The 18,053-nt window shown below is 39.6% G+C and carries 20 protein-coding genes and 1 pseudogene; 9 read left to right on the top strand and 12 right to left on the bottom strand.

Annotated features, from left to right (window positions below):
- Nucleotides 1–7: 7 nt before the first annotated feature.
- Nucleotides 8–643 carry a CDP-alcohol phosphatidyltransferase family protein gene (locus tag MMO42_RS01630; protein ID WP_241318909.1) on the bottom strand — a complete coding sequence of 212 codons (636 nt, stop codon included), beginning with the start codon at nucleotides 641–643 and terminating at the stop codon, nucleotides 8–10.
- A 285-nt stretch (nucleotides 644–928) separates the two neighbouring features.
- On the opposite strand from MMO42_RS01630, the pseudogene MMO42_RS18235 reads away from it, so the two are divergent.
- The 3 genes and pseudogenes from MMO42_RS18235 to MMO42_RS01620 all read left to right on the top strand — a co-directional run.
- A pseudogene (locus MMO42_RS18235) lies at nucleotides 929–1,045 on the top strand (site-specific integrase); the annotation flags it as partial.
- Nucleotides 1,046–1,156: 111 nt separating this feature from the next.
- Nucleotides 1,157–1,393, top strand: coding sequence for a VF530 family protein (locus tag MMO42_RS01625; RefSeq protein WP_004961824.1), 237 nt, complete (start codon nucleotides 1,157–1,159; stop codon nucleotides 1,391–1,393).
- A gap of 288 nt (nucleotides 1,394–1,681) precedes the next feature.
- Entirely contained in the window at nucleotides 1,682–2,602 is a 921-nt protein-coding gene (locus MMO42_RS01620) for a LysR family transcriptional regulator (RefSeq protein WP_241318908.1), read from the top strand.
- A 46-nt stretch (nucleotides 2,603–2,648) separates the two neighbouring features.
- Here MMO42_RS01620 and madM read toward each other — a convergent pair whose 3' ends face one another.
- From madM to mdcA, 9 genes are read right to left on the bottom strand one after another with little or no spacing between them, the layout of a single operon-like run.
- Complete coding sequence (gene madM, locus MMO42_RS01615) at nucleotides 2,649–3,416, bottom strand: malonate transporter subunit MadM (protein WP_005294047.1); 768 nt, start codon at nucleotides 3,414–3,416, stop codon at nucleotides 2,649–2,651.
- Complete coding sequence (madL, locus tag MMO42_RS01610; protein ID WP_241318907.1) at nucleotides 3,409–3,825, bottom strand: malonate transporter subunit MadL; 417 nt, start codon at nucleotides 3,823–3,825, stop codon at nucleotides 3,409–3,411. Before madL ends, madM begins: the two co-directional genes overlap by 8 nt.
- Nucleotides 3,826–3,874: 49 nt before the next feature.
- Nucleotides 3,875–4,804 (bottom strand): malonate decarboxylase subunit epsilon, encoded by a 930-nt coding sequence (mdcH, locus tag MMO42_RS01605; protein WP_241318906.1) that lies wholly within the window; start codon nucleotides 4,802–4,804, stop codon nucleotides 3,875–3,877.
- 12 nt (nucleotides 4,805–4,816) lie between these two features.
- Entirely contained in the window at nucleotides 4,817–5,419 is a 603-nt protein-coding gene (locus tag MMO42_RS01600) for a malonate decarboxylase holo-ACP synthase (protein WP_241318905.1), read from the bottom strand.
- Nucleotides 5,416–6,237 (bottom strand): biotin-independent malonate decarboxylase subunit gamma, encoded by an 822-nt coding sequence (gene mdcE, locus MMO42_RS01595; protein WP_241318904.1) that lies wholly within the window; start codon nucleotides 6,235–6,237, stop codon nucleotides 5,416–5,418. Before mdcE ends, MMO42_RS01600 begins: the two co-directional genes overlap by 4 nt.
- A 1-nt stretch (nucleotide 6,238) precedes the next feature.
- Nucleotides 6,239–7,090 carry a biotin-independent malonate decarboxylase subunit beta gene (locus MMO42_RS01590; protein WP_241318903.1) on the bottom strand — a complete coding sequence of 284 codons (852 nt, stop codon included), beginning with the start codon at nucleotides 7,088–7,090 and terminating at the stop codon, nucleotides 6,239–6,241.
- Nucleotides 7,083–7,385 (bottom strand): malonate decarboxylase subunit delta, encoded by a 303-nt coding sequence (locus tag MMO42_RS01585; protein WP_241318902.1) that lies wholly within the window; start codon nucleotides 7,383–7,385, stop codon nucleotides 7,083–7,085. Before MMO42_RS01585 ends, MMO42_RS01590 begins: the two co-directional genes overlap by 8 nt.
- A 17-nt stretch (nucleotides 7,386–7,402) precedes the next feature.
- Nucleotides 7,403–8,272: a triphosphoribosyl-dephospho-CoA synthase gene (locus tag MMO42_RS01580; RefSeq protein ID WP_241318901.1), complete on the bottom strand. Its 870-nt coding sequence runs from the start codon at nucleotides 8,270–8,272 to the stop codon at nucleotides 7,403–7,405.
- Nucleotides 8,272–9,951: a malonate decarboxylase subunit alpha gene (mdcA, locus tag MMO42_RS01575; RefSeq protein WP_241318900.1), complete on the bottom strand. Its 1,680-nt coding sequence runs from the start codon at nucleotides 9,949–9,951 to the stop codon at nucleotides 8,272–8,274. Before mdcA ends, MMO42_RS01580 begins: the two co-directional genes overlap by 1 nt.
- Before the next feature lie 343 nt (nucleotides 9,952–10,294).
- Here mdcA and MMO42_RS01570 point away from each other — a divergent pair, with 343 nt between their 5' ends.
- Complete coding sequence (locus MMO42_RS01570; protein WP_005294069.1) at nucleotides 10,295–10,528, top strand: hypothetical protein; 234 nt, start codon at nucleotides 10,295–10,297, stop codon at nucleotides 10,526–10,528.
- 256 nt (nucleotides 10,529–10,784) lie between these two features.
- On the opposite strand, the gene ppk1 is transcribed toward MMO42_RS01570, so the two are convergent.
- Entirely contained in the window at nucleotides 10,785–12,863 is a 2,079-nt protein-coding gene (ppk1, locus tag MMO42_RS01565; protein ID WP_241318899.1) for a polyphosphate kinase 1, read from the bottom strand.
- A gap of 290 nt (nucleotides 12,864–13,153) precedes the next feature.
- Between ppk1 and MMO42_RS01560 the strand changes: the two genes are divergently transcribed.
- Complete coding sequence (locus MMO42_RS01560; RefSeq protein ID WP_241319572.1) at nucleotides 13,154–13,852, top strand: DUF1826 domain-containing protein; 699 nt, start codon at nucleotides 13,154–13,156, stop codon at nucleotides 13,850–13,852.
- On the opposite strand, the gene MMO42_RS01555 is transcribed toward MMO42_RS01560, so the two are convergent.
- Nucleotides 13,849–14,448 carry a TetR/AcrR family transcriptional regulator gene (locus MMO42_RS01555; RefSeq protein ID WP_241318898.1) on the bottom strand — a complete coding sequence of 200 codons (600 nt, stop codon included), beginning with the start codon at nucleotides 14,446–14,448 and terminating at the stop codon, nucleotides 13,849–13,851. The two genes, MMO42_RS01560 and MMO42_RS01555, sit on opposite strands and share 4 nt — an antisense overlap.
- Nucleotides 14,449–14,629: 181 nt before the next feature.
- Between MMO42_RS01555 and MMO42_RS01550 the strand changes: the two genes are divergently transcribed.
- The 4 genes from MMO42_RS01550 to MMO42_RS01535 all read left to right on the top strand — a co-directional run bounded on the left by MMO42_RS01550 (nucleotide 14,630) and on the right by MMO42_RS01535 (nucleotide 18,026).
- On the top strand, nucleotides 14,630–15,682 hold the full coding sequence (locus MMO42_RS01550; protein WP_241318897.1) for a sugar phosphate isomerase/epimerase family protein: 1,053 nt from the start codon (nucleotides 14,630–14,632) through the stop codon (nucleotides 15,680–15,682).
- Between the two features lie 21 nt (nucleotides 15,683–15,703).
- Nucleotides 15,704–16,585 (top strand): alpha/beta hydrolase, encoded by an 882-nt coding sequence (locus MMO42_RS01545; RefSeq protein WP_241318896.1) that lies wholly within the window; start codon nucleotides 15,704–15,706, stop codon nucleotides 16,583–16,585.
- Nucleotides 16,582–17,493 (top strand): alpha/beta hydrolase, encoded by a 912-nt coding sequence (locus MMO42_RS01540; protein ID WP_241318895.1) that lies wholly within the window; start codon nucleotides 16,582–16,584, stop codon nucleotides 17,491–17,493. The genes MMO42_RS01545 and MMO42_RS01540 overlap by 4 nt, the downstream gene beginning before the upstream one ends.
- Before the next feature lie 101 nt (nucleotides 17,494–17,594).
- Nucleotides 17,595–18,026, top strand: coding sequence for an SgcJ/EcaC family oxidoreductase (locus tag MMO42_RS01535; protein WP_347005669.1), 432 nt, complete (start codon nucleotides 17,595–17,597; stop codon nucleotides 18,024–18,026).
- Nucleotides 18,027–18,053: the final 27 nt, after the last annotated feature.

Genomic DNA, 18,053 nt, shown 5'->3' with positions numbered 1-18,053 from the left:
ATTTTCCTTAAAGCTGAATACTATTTTTAATACGGTTATAAATTGTCAAAATCAGTAAGATAGCAATAATGACGAGAAGCCCATTGCATATATAAGCTAATGAATTTAAATAATTATTTTCGATTAAATATGGACTGAAACTTGCACATATTGCAATTAAACTAAACCAAAATGCACGGTCACTTTTACCCATAGGGCCATCATAACGGCGTTCCTGACCAATTAACGGTGCCATAACACCTGTATATTCACTCAGAATCGCTAGAAATACGACTAAACCTAGAAGAAATGGCTGAATAAAGGCTAAACCTAAAAAGCAGAGGTAAAGTGCAGAATCAGAGATGACATCGCAGAGCTCATTTAAATATGCGCCCAGTTTTGATTGCTGATTGAACTCACGTGCGAGCATACCATCAATTGCATTGAACGCCATGCGAACAAGCATCCATACAGGAAATAATAAGAACAGAATGAATGGTTGCTGGTAAACATGTAGGTTGTACAAAGCAAAAGCTAATCCAACAGAGATAAACATTGCTAAGAGCGTCACTTGGTTTGCAGTGATCTTTTTTGAATAAAGCCATTTTACCAATGGACGAAGTAAATTTTGAAATGCAGGTTTTAACTGATAAATCGAAGACATTGTTATTGGTATAAACATATTTATATAGTGACTAGCATTGTGTGTAACTTTCCAATGTATGTCAACATACTAGGAATTGGGCAAAATCTGTAATTGCAAAGGTATTTAGATATTAGGTTATTAATCTTATTTTATTTCGCATAATGTATATTATGTTAAATAGCTTACACCTGATAATAAGTTCATCTCTTTCATCCTCTGACCTTTATTCAATAACTTATATGAGTTCTATTAAAATTATAAAATATGATATGTTGACCTTAAGAATACTTCATAAACTTTACTATGTTTGCCCTAAAGACAATTCATTTAGAAAAGAAAGTCTCAAACGAAAATCAAATTATTCTGTTATTTGATCTAGATGCATCTTGTCCATGTTTGTACCCTATGCTTTACACAATATAGGAAGATAAGCTGTAATTTTATATGTTAATTACGTTTCAATTCCAACTCTCTCATTTTCTAACTCGCTCAGGTTATAATAATGGCCTCCCAAAATATGGTTGATCTATTATGAACGCCTCCAATGACCCTTTACACGGCAAAAAACTTGCTGACATTTTGGATGAGTTATTGGATTACTACGGTGGATTTGAAGGCTTAAGTCGTAAAATTGAAATTAGATGTTTTTGTATAGATCCAAGTGTTAAATCATCATTGCGATTTTTACGTACCACACCATGGGCACGTGAAAAAGTAGAAAACTTATATTTGTATGTCTTACGCCAAAAAGCCAAACAGAAATCGTAGCTATCAGAACCCTAGCCTAATCATTTAAATAGTGGTGGGCTGCCACCACTCTGCTAAACAAATTTAGTCTATTCTTAAGGCCTTTTTAGTATGAAAATATGTATTCATAGCTAGGTTCATCAATAAAATATTTTATAAGTTATCACTTTAGTGCTCTAAGTAATTAAATTTATTGTTTATTAATCATAGATTAAATTGTGAACTAGATTTTAGGTGAACATAAGTTGAATGGAATATCTAAGGATTTAGCTATATAATTGTTTTTACTATTTTAATTTTGATAATTCTATGAAAATAGAAGAAGAACTGACCCTCAAAAAGATCCAAATTTTTTTGGCTTTTATGCGTCATGGAAATTTATCCAAAGCGGCCGATGAGATGCAAATAAGCAATGTTAGTGTGCATAAGGCACTCCATTCTTTAGAAAGTGCTTTGCGCTGTCCTTTATTTAAGAATGAAGGACGAAACTTGATTCCACTGAAAAGTGCCTATGTCTTGCAAGAGCATTCACAGAAACTTATTCAGGATATGATTGTTGCAGTGAATAAAACCCGTGAGGCGGCTGGCTTTGCTGCAAAAATATTGAATTTGGGTTCTCTTTATTCGCTTACTGTGAATACGATTCCAAATGTAATTAGTGGCTTAAAGTTAAGGCGTGGTGAGTTGGATATTCAGCTCCTGCTGAGTTCAAATCTAGACTTAGTAAAGAAACTAAAATCGACTGAATTAGATGCCATTATTGTTGCTCTGAATGACACCACCAATGACGCTGACTTTGAAACGCTTCCGATGTTTCAAGATGATATTTATTTAGCTGTAAATAAAAATTCTCCACTGGCTTTAATGAATGAAGCGGATCTCACGACGTTAAAGGATGAAAAGTTTTTAACGCTTTCCAAAGGTTTTGCAACCCGTAATGATTCAGATATCTTGTTCGAAAAAGCAGGAATTGACCCAAAAGTATTTTTACAAGTCAGTGACATTTTTACTTTGGTTAGCATGGTGAGTACGGGTGTTGGTCTTGCCTTGTTACCAGGTCGTATTTCAACGATCTATGAAAGTTCAGTTAAGCTCATCCCTTTGAAAGCACCCTTCCAAATTAAACAAGAAATTGGTTTGGTTTTTCTAAAAAGTAAAGAACGTGATCCAAACCTACTTGCATTAATTGCAGAATGCCGTATGTTTTCCAAAAGATTTTTAGAAATGTAAAAAAGCCCTGCATACATTTGATGAAGGGCTTTTCAAATATAAATGCTTAGCTGCCAAGCAAAGCTTTAACGGTAAAAAACAAGATTGTTGGTCCCATTAAGCAGCCTAGACCAGTATGGAATGTTGCAGTTAATGCACCATAAGGAACTAAACGGCGATCTGTTGCTGCCAATCCAGCAGACACACCACTTACTGTGCCCGCCAGCCCACCAAAAATCATTGCTGAACGAGGATTATCGAGCCCCATAAATTTCGCAGTCATCGGTGTCGAAACCATGACACAAATTGCTTTTACCAAACCAGTGGCAATTGAAAGCGCAATAACTTCTGAACTTGCTCCAATCGCTGCACCAGTAACAGGTCCAACGATATAGGTAACAGCCCCTGCACCAATCGTGGTAATACTTACAGCATCACGATAACCGAAAATCCATGCAAAGATACATCCAACTATGAAGGGTAATATGGTGCCTAAAAGTAGTGAGAATGCACCAATAAACCCTGCCTTTTTAGCTTCTGTTGCTTGAACTTCAAATGCTGTTGCGACAATTGTAAAATCTCGCAACATCGCACCGCCCATTAAGCCAATACCAGAGAATAAGGCAATATCGGTAATCCCTTTTTCACCGCCTGTAACTGTTCCACCCACCCACGCCAATATCAAACCAATAATGATTGCAATTGCAGAGGCATGCACACGACCATTGGTTAAATATTTTGATAATTTAGTGGATAACCACATAATTAAAGCAATAAGTGCAAATGCTGTAATCAAGCCCAAATGCGTTAAATCCTTTAATAGCATCTCAACCATGAGCTTTGCCTCCTACCCTTGTTAATGTGCTGATTTCTTCTTTTGGTAAAGGCGTACCTTTTTTATAGCGACTTAAGATTGCAATTGTGATGGTACATAGTGCTACAGAAAAAATTGCGGCTAAAACGGCCATATGCCCACTTGTAATCGCAGAAACAACATTTTGCTGTGCTGCCATTGCAACTACGACTGGGATATACATCATGCCCCAAAAGACCACACCTTTTTCTGTATCGACATTCATCAGACCACGTTTGTCCATCCATAAACGAATACAAATCAGTAGGATCATCGCAATACCGACACCGCCAACATTTGAGGGTACGCCTAACAGAACACCTAGAGCATCGCCAATTATGACGCCTACCAGCGTACATAAGGCGAGTAAACCAACGCCATAAATAATCATTTTCAATTTCCTCTATCCATTGAGTGACTTCATTTATTTTTGATTTTGTTTATGCAAGACGATGTTGCTTCTGCATCTCAATAATCAAATTTTCCAATCTTGTATTTTGAAAAGACAAAACCGTTCCGTCCTTAAATACTTTCCGTGCTAAACCTGTCAGTGTTGTGCCTGGCAAAGCTTCGATCTGTAATCGAACACCTCGCTCCCATGCAGCCTGAACGGTGTTTTCCCAATCTATCGTTCGGCTCATATTAAAAACGAGATCATCAAGAATCTGTTCACCTGTTCTAAGCAAACGAGCAGAAGTCCCGCTTAAATATTTAATATTTGGTTGATTTAATTGAACTCCCTCCGCCAAATAGGCCAATTGCTCGGCTTGTTTTTCCAATAAACAACAGTGTGATGGCACACTGACCTCTAATCTTTTAGTTACTGCGCCAGATTGCATTGCAAGCGCTTCGACCTGTTGCATTGCTTGATCTGAACCTGAAATCACGATCTGATTCGGTGCATTAAAATTTGCAATATAAACATCAGATTGATGCTTATGGATCGTTGAAACCCACTCCTGAACTTTAGATGAGTCCGAACTGAGGATTGCTGTCATGCCATAGCCTTTCGGATAGGCTTGTTGCATCAACTTTCCTCGTTTGGCCACCAATGCAAGACCATCTTCGAAACTGATGACATCTGCGACGGTCGCCGCAGCCCATGCACCAATCGATAAACCTGCAACATAATCTGGTTTGAGACCTTGTTCTTTCAACAGCGCAGAGCAAATTACACCAGCAATATACAAACAAAGCTGAACGGAATACGTCGATTTCAAGGCTTCTTTTTGATCAAGCGACAGTACATCCTGATGCAATAAATCTGACGCCTGTTCCAAATGTGTCTTCACCAGTGAATGTTGAGGTAAATCATGTAACATATTCACTTTCTGAGAACCTTGTCCTGGATATACCCACATTGAACTCATGTCTTTTTCCTTTTAATGCCAAGGATTTTTGACTAAAACTGCTTTGTCATTTTGTTTTAGCAAAACCTCTCCTGCTGTCCTTGCCCATTCTTTCAGTGCGACGCCGCCTAAAGGTGTTTGTAGTTGCACATCAATGTTGATCCCTAAATTTTCTAACGCCGTTAATATGATTTGCGCTTCTGATTTTGAGATGAATTGTTCTGTACGAATCAATAAATCAACATCACTATTTTGATTGACTGTTTTAAGTCCTGTTGCCAATTCATAACCTACACTTCCTGTATATCCCCATGGCAAAGCAAAACTTTGCATGGTTGTATAAATCCGCCGCAGTTTGTGTTGTAAATGAGGGAAAAAGGCCAAATTCTTTGCAAGCAGACTTTCTGGACTCACTCTTTTGACGATCGCCTGAGTCGGCATTTCGGTTGCAAAGCGTTGATTTCTTTGTTCTCCACGAATACCCACGGCAACCATATGTATCTTAGTCATCGCCCGTCTAACCACAACAGGCTTTTGCTCAAATAGCACTTGAACGGCCCAATCTGGTACGTTATCAGGTAACATGTGTGGGCTCATTCCCCACAATAAATCATGTGCCTGAATACACCTGTTCATGACCATTGCTCACGTAATAATTCGCGAACCTGTTTCGATGCTTGACGATTTTCCCCATTTAAGCGATGCTTTAAATCAACCTTGCCTTGTTGCTGAATATCTTGAATTGCCTCATTCAATGCTGCTTTAACAGCGCTGATATCGGCTAGAGTGGGTTGTTCAGCATCTTCAACCTCAAGGACATTGGATAACAATCCTAATGTGTTATAGCTTTCGATGTCATACGCCATTGGTGGAATGGCGGCGGCTAAGACTTCCAGCTCATCAACACTTCTCAAAGTGACACGAGCAGCGGACTCTTTCCCCATCGCATGTACCATGACTCCTGGGTCCTTAAGTGCCAAAATACGATTCGCCTGATAACCATGTGCTAAAAAGGCACCCGACATCGACTTACCTACAAGTAAACTAATCACAGGATGCCCTGCCAAACGAGCAGTAGCATACGCATCTACGGCGCCAGCAAGCGCTTGATGGATGCCAAGCACTTCCTCCCTACGCCCATAAGCCTGACTGGGTACATCGACAATACATACAATACTGCGCTTCACAGATTTACTTTGATCAGCTTGAATGACTTCATCAATTGTCTGCGCCAATGACCAACCTTCCAATAAACCAACTTCACCATTTTGTGCACGTGGGTAGTGATTCAGTTCATCTGCGACAATGGCAAAAACACGAACGTCTTGACCATCCAATTGGCCATCAGCAATGAGCAATGAATCAATTTGGGTTTTGATGAAATCAAAGTTTTGGGTTAAAGCATTAAACCAGTTTCGTCCACGTGAGGAGGCTTGAGTAATATGTGTATTCATTTTAGACCTCTTTGCCTTGATATAAGACTTGAACTTCGGTTGGCAATATCTGTGCTGTCGTATCTACCTGTTGAAGTTTTGACAGGTAAAAAGTGGCATTACTGCTTCTATGAATCCGAGGTTTACCTTGTGAAATACAATGGATAATTTGCTCTAGAATCGATACACGATCATCTTCAACATAGAAGTCAACCAGACCACTGGCAAATCGTTGTACTCCCCCCGTAATACTCCAGATAAAAGGTCTATCTTTTGAGTCGTATTCCTGAACACCTGCCTCTTGTTCAATTACTTGAGGACCGTTTAAACCTAATCGCCCTTCTTGTGTCATGATCAAATAACTACACAATCCAGCCGCAATTGACATTCCTCCAAAGCAGCCTACGCTGCCAGCGATCACACCAATAACGGGTTGATACTGTCTCAGTTCCACAATCGCAGATTGAATTTCAGCAATTGCTGCCAATCCTAGATTTGCCTCTTGCAAGCGGACTCCACCTGTTTCTAGCAATAAAATTGCCGTTGTCGGGATACCTTTAACATTATCTTCGATTGCCAGTTCCAAAGCCCCTGCAATCTTGGCACCTCCAACTTCTCCCAAGCTCCCCCCTTGAAATATGCCTTCAATAGAGATGACAACAACAGGGTGTTGTTGAATTGTTCCCTTAACAACAACAACGCCATCATCGGCTTGAGGAACAATATTTTGTTTCGGCAACCAAGGAGACATCATTCGTGCAAATGGATCCAATAATTCACGAAAACTTCCAGCATCGAGTAAAGATTTAGCTCGATCACGCGCTCCAAGCTCAATAAAGCTTTGTTTATTCAATAAGTGATTAAGATCAGCCACCTTTCACCTCCTCAAAAGCCTGTTCAAGTCTTAAACGAACCACGCCAGGGGTTGCACCAAAATCATGAATATCAATGTTGACTGCGGGAGGACGTTGAATTGAAAAAATTCGTTCAAACAAATTTTTCCAGCGTTGTTGACTACCATCGACAGAAGTGACCACTTTGATTGTCGTGGTTTGACCTGAACGATTTGGTTCCATCAGAATTTCAAGATCACCAGATCCAACACAGCCGACGAGCGCTGATTTTTTGGGAATCTCTCCTGCCGAAAATTCAAAAGTTAATGTTTCCATCGTTATCTTCCCTAAGATTATTTGCAGTGATATTTTTCTATGCCATCAAGGAACAAGAGTGTGGCCAGTAAATCTGCTGCACCGCCTGCAGAAGCTCGAATCGCCAATAAGTCCTGTTCAAGTTGTAACAAGCGTTGCTGTCCTTGCACTGTTGAACAACCGCCTAGCGCCAATACATGTTGAGCACCCACCTGCATTTTATGAAGTCCATCCAACCCAGCTCGATGGATAACGCAGGTATCCGTCAGTTGCCCCATCATCGCCAGTAGCGCATCCAATCGAGCAGAGGATTCAGGTATTCCTTGCACACGGCTACGGTGTAGTTGAGCGAGTCCATATGTGGTAATCACTGGAAAACCCTGTTGTGCTTGTTGTTTTGCTCCATTGATTCCAAATTTCTGTCTGGCTTGCTGCCCATGCGTGGTTGGTTGTTTAGGGGCAAATTGATCCTCAATGTTTGCCAGTTCACTGGCAGTTTTGCATAACCCTTCAACGGTGCATCTTTGCTGATTTAAAAGCGTTAATGCGGCAGATGTCACGACCAGACCAATTGACCAAATTGCACCACGATGTGTATTTACTCCCTGAGTGACTTGCAACATACGATGTTCACCATAGCGACCAAGCTGTCCAATATCCTCCCGCAAAGCGGTACAAACTTCGCCATAGAGCTCGGCAGCTTCTGCCATTGCCTTAAACATTGGAAATAAGCATTGAGCAGAACGTTCCATTAACTCAAGCGTTAAATCATCATGAGCGCCACTTCCACGCTGATCTACTAAAGCGGGTTTTGGGGTTAAATTCACTTCATCAATTAATGCCTGCACCGCCATATCTGCCAAGAATTCTGCAGTGTTAAAACCTGTCTTTTTTAAGAGTGCATTCATTACCAACTCCTAAATTTTGCAGGCGGTTGATACAGGCCATCCGACCACGTCACAAGGTCAGCAATATTTTTAGCCGCCAACAATTCACGTGTTGCATCGGTACGGCGTATGCCTAAATCTTCAGGAAAAACGACTAAGCCCTCTTGTCGTAACTTTTCGGTTTTTTTCGGATCATGGTTTAAGCCAATATCCGTAACACCAGCGACAGCTGCAATCATCGCCTGACGCTCTTCCAAGCTTCGTGCTTTATAGAGATATGCAATTCCTTCCTCGGTTAAAAGATGGGTCACATCATCACCATAGATCATAATTGGTGCTAAAGGCATCCCTGCCTTTTTCGCGACATCCACTGCATCAAGCGTATCCACAAATGTTGGTTTTCCACCTTCCTGGAATGTTTCCACCATCTGTACAACTAATTTTTTACCCCGTGCTAGATATGTTTCGGTCTCATTTGTACCTTGGATGCGCATATCGAGCCATGCAGGTGTTGAGTGTCGTCTACCACGTGGATCATGTCCCATATTTGGCGCCCCACCAAATCCAGCCAAACGCCCTTTGGTTACAGTTGAGGAATGACCACTCCCATCAACTTGTAAGGTTGCACCAATGAAAAGATCCACTGCATATTGTCCGGCCAACTGACACATCATGCGATTAGAACGTAAAGATCCATCACAGCCAGTGAAGAAAATATCTGGTCGTGCCGCGATGTATTTTTCCATCCCTAGTTCTGTACCAAAGCAATGCACGCTTTCAACCCAACCTGTTTCAATTGCAGGAATAAGCGTTGGATGTGGATTTAAAGTCCAGTTACGACAAATTTTTCCTTTTAGACCTAATGATTCGCCATAAGTCGGCAAAATTAATTCTATTGCCGCCGTATTAAAGCCAATGCCATGATTCAGTGATTGCACCTGATGACGTTCATAAATTCCACGTATTGCCATCATGGCCATTAAAACGTGAACGGGTTTAATGTGCTTCGGATCTCGCGTAAATAACGGTTCAATATAAAAAGGTTTATCTGCAACCACGACAAAATCAACCCAAGACGCTGGAATATCCACACGAGGAAGATCTTGCACATCATCGACAAGCTCATTCACTTGTACAATCACAATGCCGTCACTGAAGGCAGCGGGTTCAATTAATGCGGGTGAATCTTCTGTACTTGGACCTGTGTAAATATTGCCATGACGGTCAGCCATGAATCCTGCCGATAAAACAACATTTGGGATTAAATCGACCAGTAAACGTGAATACAGTTCAATGTATGTATGAATAGCCCCTATCTCAAGCAGCCCATCTTCAAGCAACTGACTAATGCGTAAACTTTGCGTTCCAGCGAATGAAAAATCGAGCTTGCGTGCAATTCCTTTTTCAAAAATGTCGAGATGTTCTGGACGTCCGACACTAGGCATAATCATATGTAAGTGATGAACTGTCTTAGGATTGACTTGAGCGAGAGCACGCGATAAAAAGTCAGCTTGTTTCTGGTTATTTCCTTCAAGTACAACCTTATCGCCTGAACTGATTAAAGTTTCCAAGACTTGAATAATATTTTGTCTGGGAATCACAACGCCATCGGTATATTGGCGTACTTGTTCTAGTTTCAATTGTTTAGCATGTCGACGTTTTGTCCATAGATTTGCTTTATTTTGAACAGAACATTCCATGTGCTTTTCCTTGGTAACGATGACTTACCTTATGAAAAGCTTTTTCTTATGTCTGATCAATCAACCTAAATTCAATACCATTAACTTGAAGTTAATGAGTTTGTAAGATGCATTGCCTCTTTTTTCAATAGTTAAAAATAAACATAAGTGGTTTTAATACTTTGCCCGCTCATCTTGAAGGGCAAAAAGATGATCATCAACTCAAACCAGAGTTGTTGCTAAGGGTATCTAAGATGAAAATCGATAGCTGGTCGAATGTTATTATTTATAAAATTGTCTTAAATATTTAATAAAGATTGATTAACTTAACTGTACTTCTTCTACGTATTTAGAGGCAATTCATATGACAGTAAACTCTATCTTCGAGTCCCTTAGCCAATTGATTGAGTCTTATAGCCAACAACATGGAGAGAAACCTCAGAAGATGCTACTCGGTTATAAAGCCTATTATGACTTGATGAGAAACAAAGATTTTGCCAATGAAGTGACTAATTCTGCTCTAGATCCAAATAAAAGAAAATTTCAAAAAATCAAAATTAAAATTACCAAGGATGACTATCAGCTTAAATTGGAATAAACCCTTGTTGAAGCTTAAAATTATCTATCCAGATTTTACTTTTTTGTTGGCTCAGAATGAAGCCAAAAAAGTTGCGGCGTTTCTACAAACGCCCAGACGCATCACTTCTTCTGATGCAATAAAAAACCCACCGAAGTGGGTTGGAAAATGAACGGTATGTTGTGTGATAAGAGATAAAATTATTATTGTTACGTCCCTATGAGCTCTTTTTTGTTCTTCTAAAATTAGTTTAATCGCTGTTCATGACAATTAAGTGTCACCCGATCTCTCGATCCATTAAATATCTTTGTGCGATATGGACAACTTGATCTTGTTTCGGTTGACACTGGAGCCATGTCCCATCTGCTTGAAGCTCCCATGCTCTGCGATTATCTTTCAAATAATTCTTCAGGCCATCTTCAATAATGAGTTTTTTTAGCTTTTTATCTTCGATCGGGAAACAACATTCGATACGAGAGAACAGATTTCGACCCATCCAGTCCGCACTGGCGCAATACAGTCTAATCTCACCATCGTTATAAAAATAATAAACACGCGTATGTTCTAAATAACGTCCCACGATTGAACGGACTCTAATATTTTCTGAAAGCCCTTTGACCTGTGGTCTTAAACAACAAATTGAACGGATAATCAAATCGATCTGAACACCGGCCTGCGAAGCTTTATAAAGTGCATTAATCAGTTGAGGTTCAGTCAAGGCATTCACCTTGATCATAATCTGTGCTTTTTTACCGGCTTTACTATTTTCAATTTCTTGTTGTATTAATTCAATCAGTTGCGAATGTAAGGTGAAAGGTGCATGGAAGAGTTTTTTTAATTTTGCCATCTTCCCCATACCGGTTAACTCCTGAAAAACTTTATGTACATCCTCACAAATGTCATCATCACTGGTTAATAAACCATAATCTGTATAAATTTTTGCATTGGTCGCGTGGTAGTTTCCTGTACCTAAATGCACATATCGTTTGATTCTATCTTGTTCTCTGCGCACCACCAGAATCATTTTGGCATGGGTCTTATAGCCAACAATTCCATATACCACAACTGCACCCGCCTCTTGAAGTACATTGGCTACTTCAATATTTGATTCCTCATCAAAACGAGCTCTTAATTCAATAACCGCTGTTACTTCTTTGCCATTTCTAGCGGCTTCTGCAAGAATTTTGACAATCTCTGAGTCTGCGCCGCTCCGATAGAGCGTTTGTTTAATCGCAAGTACATTGGGATCATAAGCAGCATCTCTGAGGAGCTTGATCACTGGAGCAAAACTATCAAATGGATGATGTAACAATACATCTCCTGCTTGTAGCACATCAAAAATTGGTTTTTTGGTATAGAGTGCTTTAGGGATTTTTTGTTGATAGGGTTGGAAGCGTAATGCTGGTAAATCAAAATTGGCAATAAAACGAGCTAGATTGACAGGTCCATCTACATGATATAAATGCTGTTTTTCTAACTCAAATTGTTCCAACAAATAGTCTGCAATATGCTCTGGACAGTTTTTATTCACTTCTAATCGAACGGCGCGCCCAAAACGTCTAGCGGATAACTCACCTTTTAATGCAATGGCTAAGTCTTCAACATCTTCCGAAACGGTTAAATCGGCATTCCGTGTGACACGAAATTGATAGCATCCTGTGGCTTTCATACCTGGGAACAAATCTGCAATATGTTCCTGAATAATTGCAGACAGTAAAATGTAATGCTCTGAGTTCCCTGAAATTTGATTTGGCAATTTAACCAATCGAGGCAATGATCTCGGCGCTGGTACGATGGCTAAATCAATTTCTCGTCCAAATGCATCTTTTCCTTCTAAGGTCACAATAAAATTCAGACTTTTATTGACCAAACGTGGAAATGGATGTGCTGGATCTAAACTAATCGGGGTAACAACAGGTTGCACTTCATTAAAAAAATAATCTTTAATCCATGCTTTATGCTTTTCGAGTATGTCCGCATACTGGATGTAATGAACACCATGACCTTGCAATTGAGGAAGAATAGAATGGTTTAATATTTTATATTGTTCTTCTACCGCTTCATGAACGACTTTCGAGATTTGCTGTAAGACATCATTGAGCGCCGTCCCTTCTGGCCCCAGCGTTTGAGTCGACAAGTTCATTTGCTGTCGTAAACTAGCAACACGGATTTCGAAGAACTCATCCAGATTGCGAGAAAAAATAATTAAAAAATTAAGGCGCTCAAGCAGTGGATGACCATCATCTTTTGCCTGTGCAAGCACGCGTTTATGAAACTCTAATAAAGATAACTCTCGATTTATATAAGTTTCCAAACAGTGTTCCTGACCATTTGTTAGTGCATGCATAGAAGTCATTGATTACTCTAAATGATATAAAAAAGTGTTTTGCCAGTACGCGAATAGACAGGCGTAAAATTTTTCATTGTTTATTTTGTGCCTATTACATTGCAAATTAATGAAAATCATTTTTTTCTATTCAATCATCTAAAAGACATCCGATTTTTAGGTTCTTCTCATATAATAAAATTAATCAATGGTATAAGTTGAATTAATAAAGTGTATTTAAATCAACATAATTAATGGGCGAACAACATTTCGATAAAGTTACTTGTATAATTGAGCCAAGTTTATTTTTTAATTCTCATATGAAGAATCCATATTCTGAACATGCTCAAGTGGGTGTAGTTTCTACATTTTCTGAACTGGTAAATACCCATTTTCACGGTGATATCAATGCTCTTTGCTGGCATAGAAGTTTGGAGGGTGATTTTAATGAAATTGTGGCTAAACTTGAATTAAAAGAGAATATTACCGAAGTTTCTATTGAAGATCTTTTGGCATTACCACTTTCAGAAAAAGGTCATCTGGCAAGGGAAATTATCTTAGCAGATATACAGTTACTCACTGATTTAGGTACATCACCATGCCTTAATTTACTGAAGAGCTATGAACGGGACGAAGAGCTCGATTTCATTTCAACCGATGTATATTCATATCATGTGGATCGATCACCTATCGAAACCGATACTTTTTTATGTACTTATCAAGGACCTGCAAGCGATATTCTGGCTCAAGATCAAGTTGAACAAAAGATTTTGATTCCAGAAATTAGAGAAAAGTTAAAGAAATTATATGACGGCCCAGCGGCTGACTTTGAAACTTTCTTGGCGGAGTATTTTTTTGATCTACATTATCAGCCTAAAACAGATGCGAAACCTGTAAATTTAGGTTCGGGACATCTTTGGCGTCTGGCGGTAGACCATCCAACACAACAGGTATCGCCATGTGTGCATCGAGCGCCTGCTGAGAAGGATGGTGAGTGTAGACTACTATTAATTTGCTAAGGCTTTACCAGATATTGGTCTAGATTCTTAAGTGCCAAGCTGATGTTTGATAATAGCACTTGTTCTGAATAACCATCTCTTGCCTGTACAGATAAGCCATGTAAAACTAGCCCATAATATTGCCCTAATTGTTCAGGATCCGCATCCTCCAGCAATTGACCATCCAGTTTAGCTTGCTCAAAACGCTTAACTAGACCTTCAACGCGCTCAATGCGCTGCTGTTTCATCCATGCTAAAAGTGTTTGATTCTCTTCACTTAATACACTTGCCGAAGAAACTACCATACAACCATAAGCATGATTTGTTTGAGTGTATAGCTTGATTGCGTCTTGAAATAATTGGGTGATTACTACTTTGATATCTTGCTGCTGCAATGCTTTTATTGCAAAGCCACCTTCATTTTCTTCGTAATGTTTAACTGCTTCTCTGAAAAGAGCTTCTTTTGAACCAAATGCTTTGTAAATACGTGCTGAAGCAATGCCTAAAACATCGACTAAATCGGACATCGATGTTCCTTCATAACCGTGTTGCCAGAACAAGTCTCGTGCTTGAATCAGTGCTTTTTCTCTATCAAACTCTCTTGGTCTGCCAGCCATTACGACCCTTTATTTTCAGATTTAGTATTTTTATTATTATTCTAAAAAAATATTTTCGCAAATAAATCAATATCATTTGTTAAAAATAGCACTGTTCTCCAACTTCATTTGAAAAAACCAGTTGTTTTAAAATGAGATAAAGCCTATTGTTTGTCAATCGACAACTAATTGAGTTTTAACAATGCAGACCCTGAAAGGCCCAAGTATTCACCTTGCACAATTCAGTGATAATATTTTCCCATTCAATAACTTGGAAAGTATTGCAGCATGGGTTGCGGATAAGGGTTTTAAGGCTGTTCAACTTCCAGCTTGGGATAAACGATTATTTGATGTCAATTTAGCTGCTGAAAGTCAAAATTATTGTGATGAGATTACAGGGGTTTTAGATCAGCACGGTTTGCAAATTAGTGAATTAACCACTCATATATTTGGCCAGTTAATGGCTGTTCATCCAGCTTACGATGCATTATGTGATGGTTTTGCACCCTCGCATTTGCATGGAAAACCAATAGAAAGAACAAGATGGGCTGAGCAACAGATGCTTGCTTCAATTCAAGCTTCTGCGCGTTTGGGTCTACATGATATGGGAACATTCTCTGGTTCTTTAGCATGGCCCTATGTATTCCCCTTTCCTCAACGGCCTGCTGGGCTGATTGAAACTGCTTTTGATGAGCTTGCTCGCCGTTGGACGCCTATTTTAAATGCCTGTGATGAATACGATGTCAATCTTTGCTATGAAATTCATCCTGCTGAAGATCTGCATGACGGTATCAGCTTTGAAATGTTCTTGGAACGTACCAATCATCACCCACGTTGCCATATCCTGTTTGATCCTAGCCATTTCATTCTCCAGCAACTGAACTATTTAGAATATTTAGATATTTACAAAGATTTCATCCGAATGTTCCATGTAAAAGATGCTGAGTTCACCCCTACAGGCCGTCAAGGTATGTACGGCGGCTATCAAAATTGGGGAGATCGAGCGGGTCGCTTCCGTTCCACAGGAGATGGACAAGTTGATTTCAAATCAATTTTCTCAAAACTAGCTCATAACGACTATCAAGGTTGGGCGACTTTAGAGTGGGAATGTTGTCTAAAAAATAAAGATGATGGTGCGCGTGAAGGGGCTGAATTTATTAAACAAAATATTATTCATGTGACCGATAAAATATTTGATGACTTTGCGGCTGCGCCAATAAACCAATCACAAATCAACCAACTATTGGGCATTTAGGGTACAGTTCGAGAAATAATCATGACAGCGCTCACTGAAAAACTATCAAATCAATTTAATCATCACTACATCAATATTGAAGCTAAAAAACTACATTACGTATCCACAGGTCAGGGACCTGCTGTGTTACTTATTCCTGGGTGGCCACAAACATGGTATGCATGGCGGCATGTCATGACTGAATTAGCTAAGCATGGTTATCAGGCCATTGCAGTTGATCCACCTGGAACAGGATATTCAGCTCCGCTTGATGGTCACTATGATACTGGACGTATTGCTGCAATTCTATCAAGCTTAATGTCTGAACTTGGGCATCATACATATGCGGTTATCGGGCATGATATCGGGATGTGGGTTGGCTATGCCCTTGCCGCTGATTTTCCAGAGTCAGTCAGCTGTCTTGCGGTAACTGAAGCTGTTATCCCTGGCTTAGCACCACCACCCCCAATTTTTGTTGCTCCTGAAGAAAATATTTTTCTTTGGCATTTTATGTTTAACCAAATTGGTGATTTACCCGAAGCTTTAGTGATGGGTCGTGAAGATACTTATCTCAATTATATCTTTGATAAATGGTCATGGCATCGAGATAAAGTTGCCGCTGAAACCTATATAAATGCGTATAAAATTTCAGGACGCTTAGCTGCAGGTTTTAATTATTATCGCGCTATCCCTGAAACTATTCGTCAAAATAAAATAAGGCAGGCGAAAACTTTAGCAATGCCTGTATTGGCGATCGGTGCAGAGCATGCAACCAACCATGCACCTTATGAAACTATGAAAAAAGTCAGCACTCAGTTATCCAGTGCGATTGTAAAAGATTGTGGTCATTTCATTATGGAAGAACAACCAGAAATATTTTGTTCATTAATTCTCAACTTTTTACAGCAGGACCATGCCAAATGACTTTACGAATAGAAATCAAAAATTGGCTCAAGTCTCAGTCTATGCTACCCGCTGCAAACACATTGGCTGAACTTAGAGAACAAGTCAATCAATCGATTATCCAACAACAAGGCATTGAACGAGACTCATCTTATCAACACAGCTTTACTGTTATGACTGAAGATCAAGCGGAAATTGAAGTTCGTGTTTATGTTCCCTATATCTTAGAACATGTACAACAAAGACCAGCGATGGTATTTGCTCACGGTGGTGGATGGTGTCTTGGCAGCCTAGATGCATGGGACCGTGCTTGTCGTTTATTGGCTGAAGCAACGGTGCAAGTGATATTTTCCGTCGACTATCGTTTGACCCCAGAGGTTAAATTTCCTATTCCTTTAACAGATTTTTTTAGTGCACTGTCTTATATCCAGAAAAATGCATCTACATTTGGGCTTGATCAAAATCGTATAGCTGTGGGCGGTGACAGTGCTGGCGCGAATATAGCTGCGGCAGCGTGCTTGCTCGCAAAACAACATCCTGACATTAAAATTAGCCACCAACTACTTTTTTATCCCGCCTTAGATGCCACCATGAAAAGTCCGTCTTATGAAACATATGCGCAGGGATTTGGTCTAACCTCTTCAACCATGGCTTATTGTTGGGATCAGTATCTTAATACTGAGTCAGACAAAGTAAATGAACTTGTTAGCCCTTTACTGGCACATTCATTACAAGATCTACCCGACGCCACCATTTTTGTATGTGAATATGATCCCCTTCGCCAAGATGGTGAAAAATATGCAGAGCAATTGCGAGCCGCTGGCGTAAATGTCAAATTCCATGTGTTAGAAGGTATGATACATGGTGCTATTCATATGCTAGCGATCACAGCAGAGGCAAAATCAATTTATGCTAAAGCAGCTTTCTAAAGGATATTTTTAAGTTAAAAATATTATCTATGCTGTCCAACAGCATAAATGCGATATCTAAGTTATGTTGTTGGATATTTAAAATAAGTCAGATAGGTTTGATGACAATGATTAAAGCAACTGCCCCAGAGCAAATTCCGTCTTTATTCCAAACGGCTTGGAATAAACATGACATGGTTGCCCTTGCATCGTTATTTGATGAAGATGCAAGCTTTGTAAATCGTTTTGGGCATTATGTAAAAGGCATAAAAGAAATCGTTGCCTTACATCTTCCTATTCATGAAACCATTTATCGTGATTCGACACTTCAGAATGAAATAATAGAGCTTAATCAACTCACGGATGATATTGTCATTCTTCACTTCTGGAGCAGACTAACTGCAGGTCTTGCACATCCAGCAGGCCCACATCAAGTTGATACTTTAATTCTGGCTGTGCTGACTAAGCAGAATGACTCATGGTTGATCCGTGCCTTAGAGAATGTGACACTCACCAATCCGCGGACTGGACAGGTCATATTAAGGGACACCTAACAATTGACAATAAAAAAGCCCTACACA

The sequence above is a fragment of the Acinetobacter sp. ANC 3882 genome, assembly GCF_022549545.1.
GTDB lineage: Bacteria > Pseudomonadota > Gammaproteobacteria > Pseudomonadales > Moraxellaceae > Acinetobacter.
This window is presented reverse-complemented; position numbering and strand designations above follow the sequence as displayed.

Excerpts from the sequence above, each read along its gene's own strand:
- MMO42_RS01620 (WP_241318908.1), top strand. The coding sequence starts at position 1,682 with ATGAAAATAGAAGAAGAACTGACCCTCAAAAAGATCCAAATTTTTTTG.
- MMO42_RS01550 (WP_241318897.1), top strand. The coding sequence starts at position 14,630 with ATGCAGACCCTGAAAGGCCCAAGTATTCACCTTGCACAATTCAGTGAT.
- MMO42_RS01535 (WP_347005669.1), top strand. The coding sequence starts at position 17,595 with ATGACAATGATTAAAGCAACTGCCCCAGAGCAAATTCCGTCTTTATTC.
- madM (WP_005294047.1), bottom strand. The coding sequence starts at position 3,416 with ATGGTTGAGATGCTATTAAAGGATTTAACGCATTTGGGCTTGATTACA.
- MMO42_RS01555 (WP_241318898.1), bottom strand. The coding sequence starts at position 14,448 with ATGGCTGGCAGACCAAGAGAGTTTGATAGAGAAAAAGCACTGATTCAA.
- mdcH (WP_241318906.1), bottom strand. The coding sequence starts at position 4,804 with ATGAGTTCAATGTGGGTATATCCAGGACAAGGTTCTCAGAAAGTGAAT.
- MMO42_RS01585 (WP_241318902.1), bottom strand. The coding sequence starts at position 7,385 with ATGGAAACATTAACTTTTGAATTTTCGGCAGGAGAGATTCCCAAAAAA.
- MMO42_RS01625 (WP_004961824.1), top strand. The coding sequence starts at position 1,157 with ATGAACGCCTCCAATGACCCTTTACACGGCAAAAAACTTGCTGACATT.
- MMO42_RS01580 (WP_241318901.1), bottom strand. The coding sequence starts at position 8,272 with ATGAATGCACTCTTAAAAAAGACAGGTTTTAACACTGCAGAATTCTTG.
- mdcE (WP_241318904.1), bottom strand. The coding sequence starts at position 6,237 with ATGAATACACATATTACTCAAGCCTCCTCACGTGGACGAAACTGGTTT.
- MMO42_RS01540 (WP_241318895.1), top strand. The coding sequence starts at position 16,582 with ATGACTTTACGAATAGAAATCAAAAATTGGCTCAAGTCTCAGTCTATG.
- MMO42_RS01600 (WP_241318905.1), bottom strand. The coding sequence starts at position 5,419 with ATGAACAGGTGTATTCAGGCACATGATTTATTGTGGGGAATGAGCCCA.
- MMO42_RS01570 (WP_005294069.1), top strand. The coding sequence starts at position 10,295 with ATGACAGTAAACTCTATCTTCGAGTCCCTTAGCCAATTGATTGAGTCT.
- MMO42_RS01560 (WP_241319572.1), top strand. The coding sequence starts at position 13,154 with ATGAAGAATCCATATTCTGAACATGCTCAAGTGGGTGTAGTTTCTACA.
- ppk1 (WP_241318899.1), bottom strand. The coding sequence starts at position 12,863 with ATGACTTCTATGCATGCACTAACAAATGGTCAGGAACACTGTTTGGAA.
- mdcA (WP_241318900.1), bottom strand. The coding sequence starts at position 9,951 with ATGGAATGTTCTGTTCAAAATAAAGCAAATCTATGGACAAAACGTCGA.
- madL (WP_241318907.1), bottom strand. The coding sequence starts at position 3,825 with ATGATTATTTATGGCGTTGGTTTACTCGCCTTATGTACGCTGGTAGGC.
- MMO42_RS01630 (WP_241318909.1), bottom strand. The coding sequence starts at position 643 with ATGTCTTCGATTTATCAGTTAAAACCTGCATTTCAAAATTTACTTCGT.
- MMO42_RS01545 (WP_241318896.1), top strand. The coding sequence starts at position 15,704 with ATGACAGCGCTCACTGAAAAACTATCAAATCAATTTAATCATCACTAC.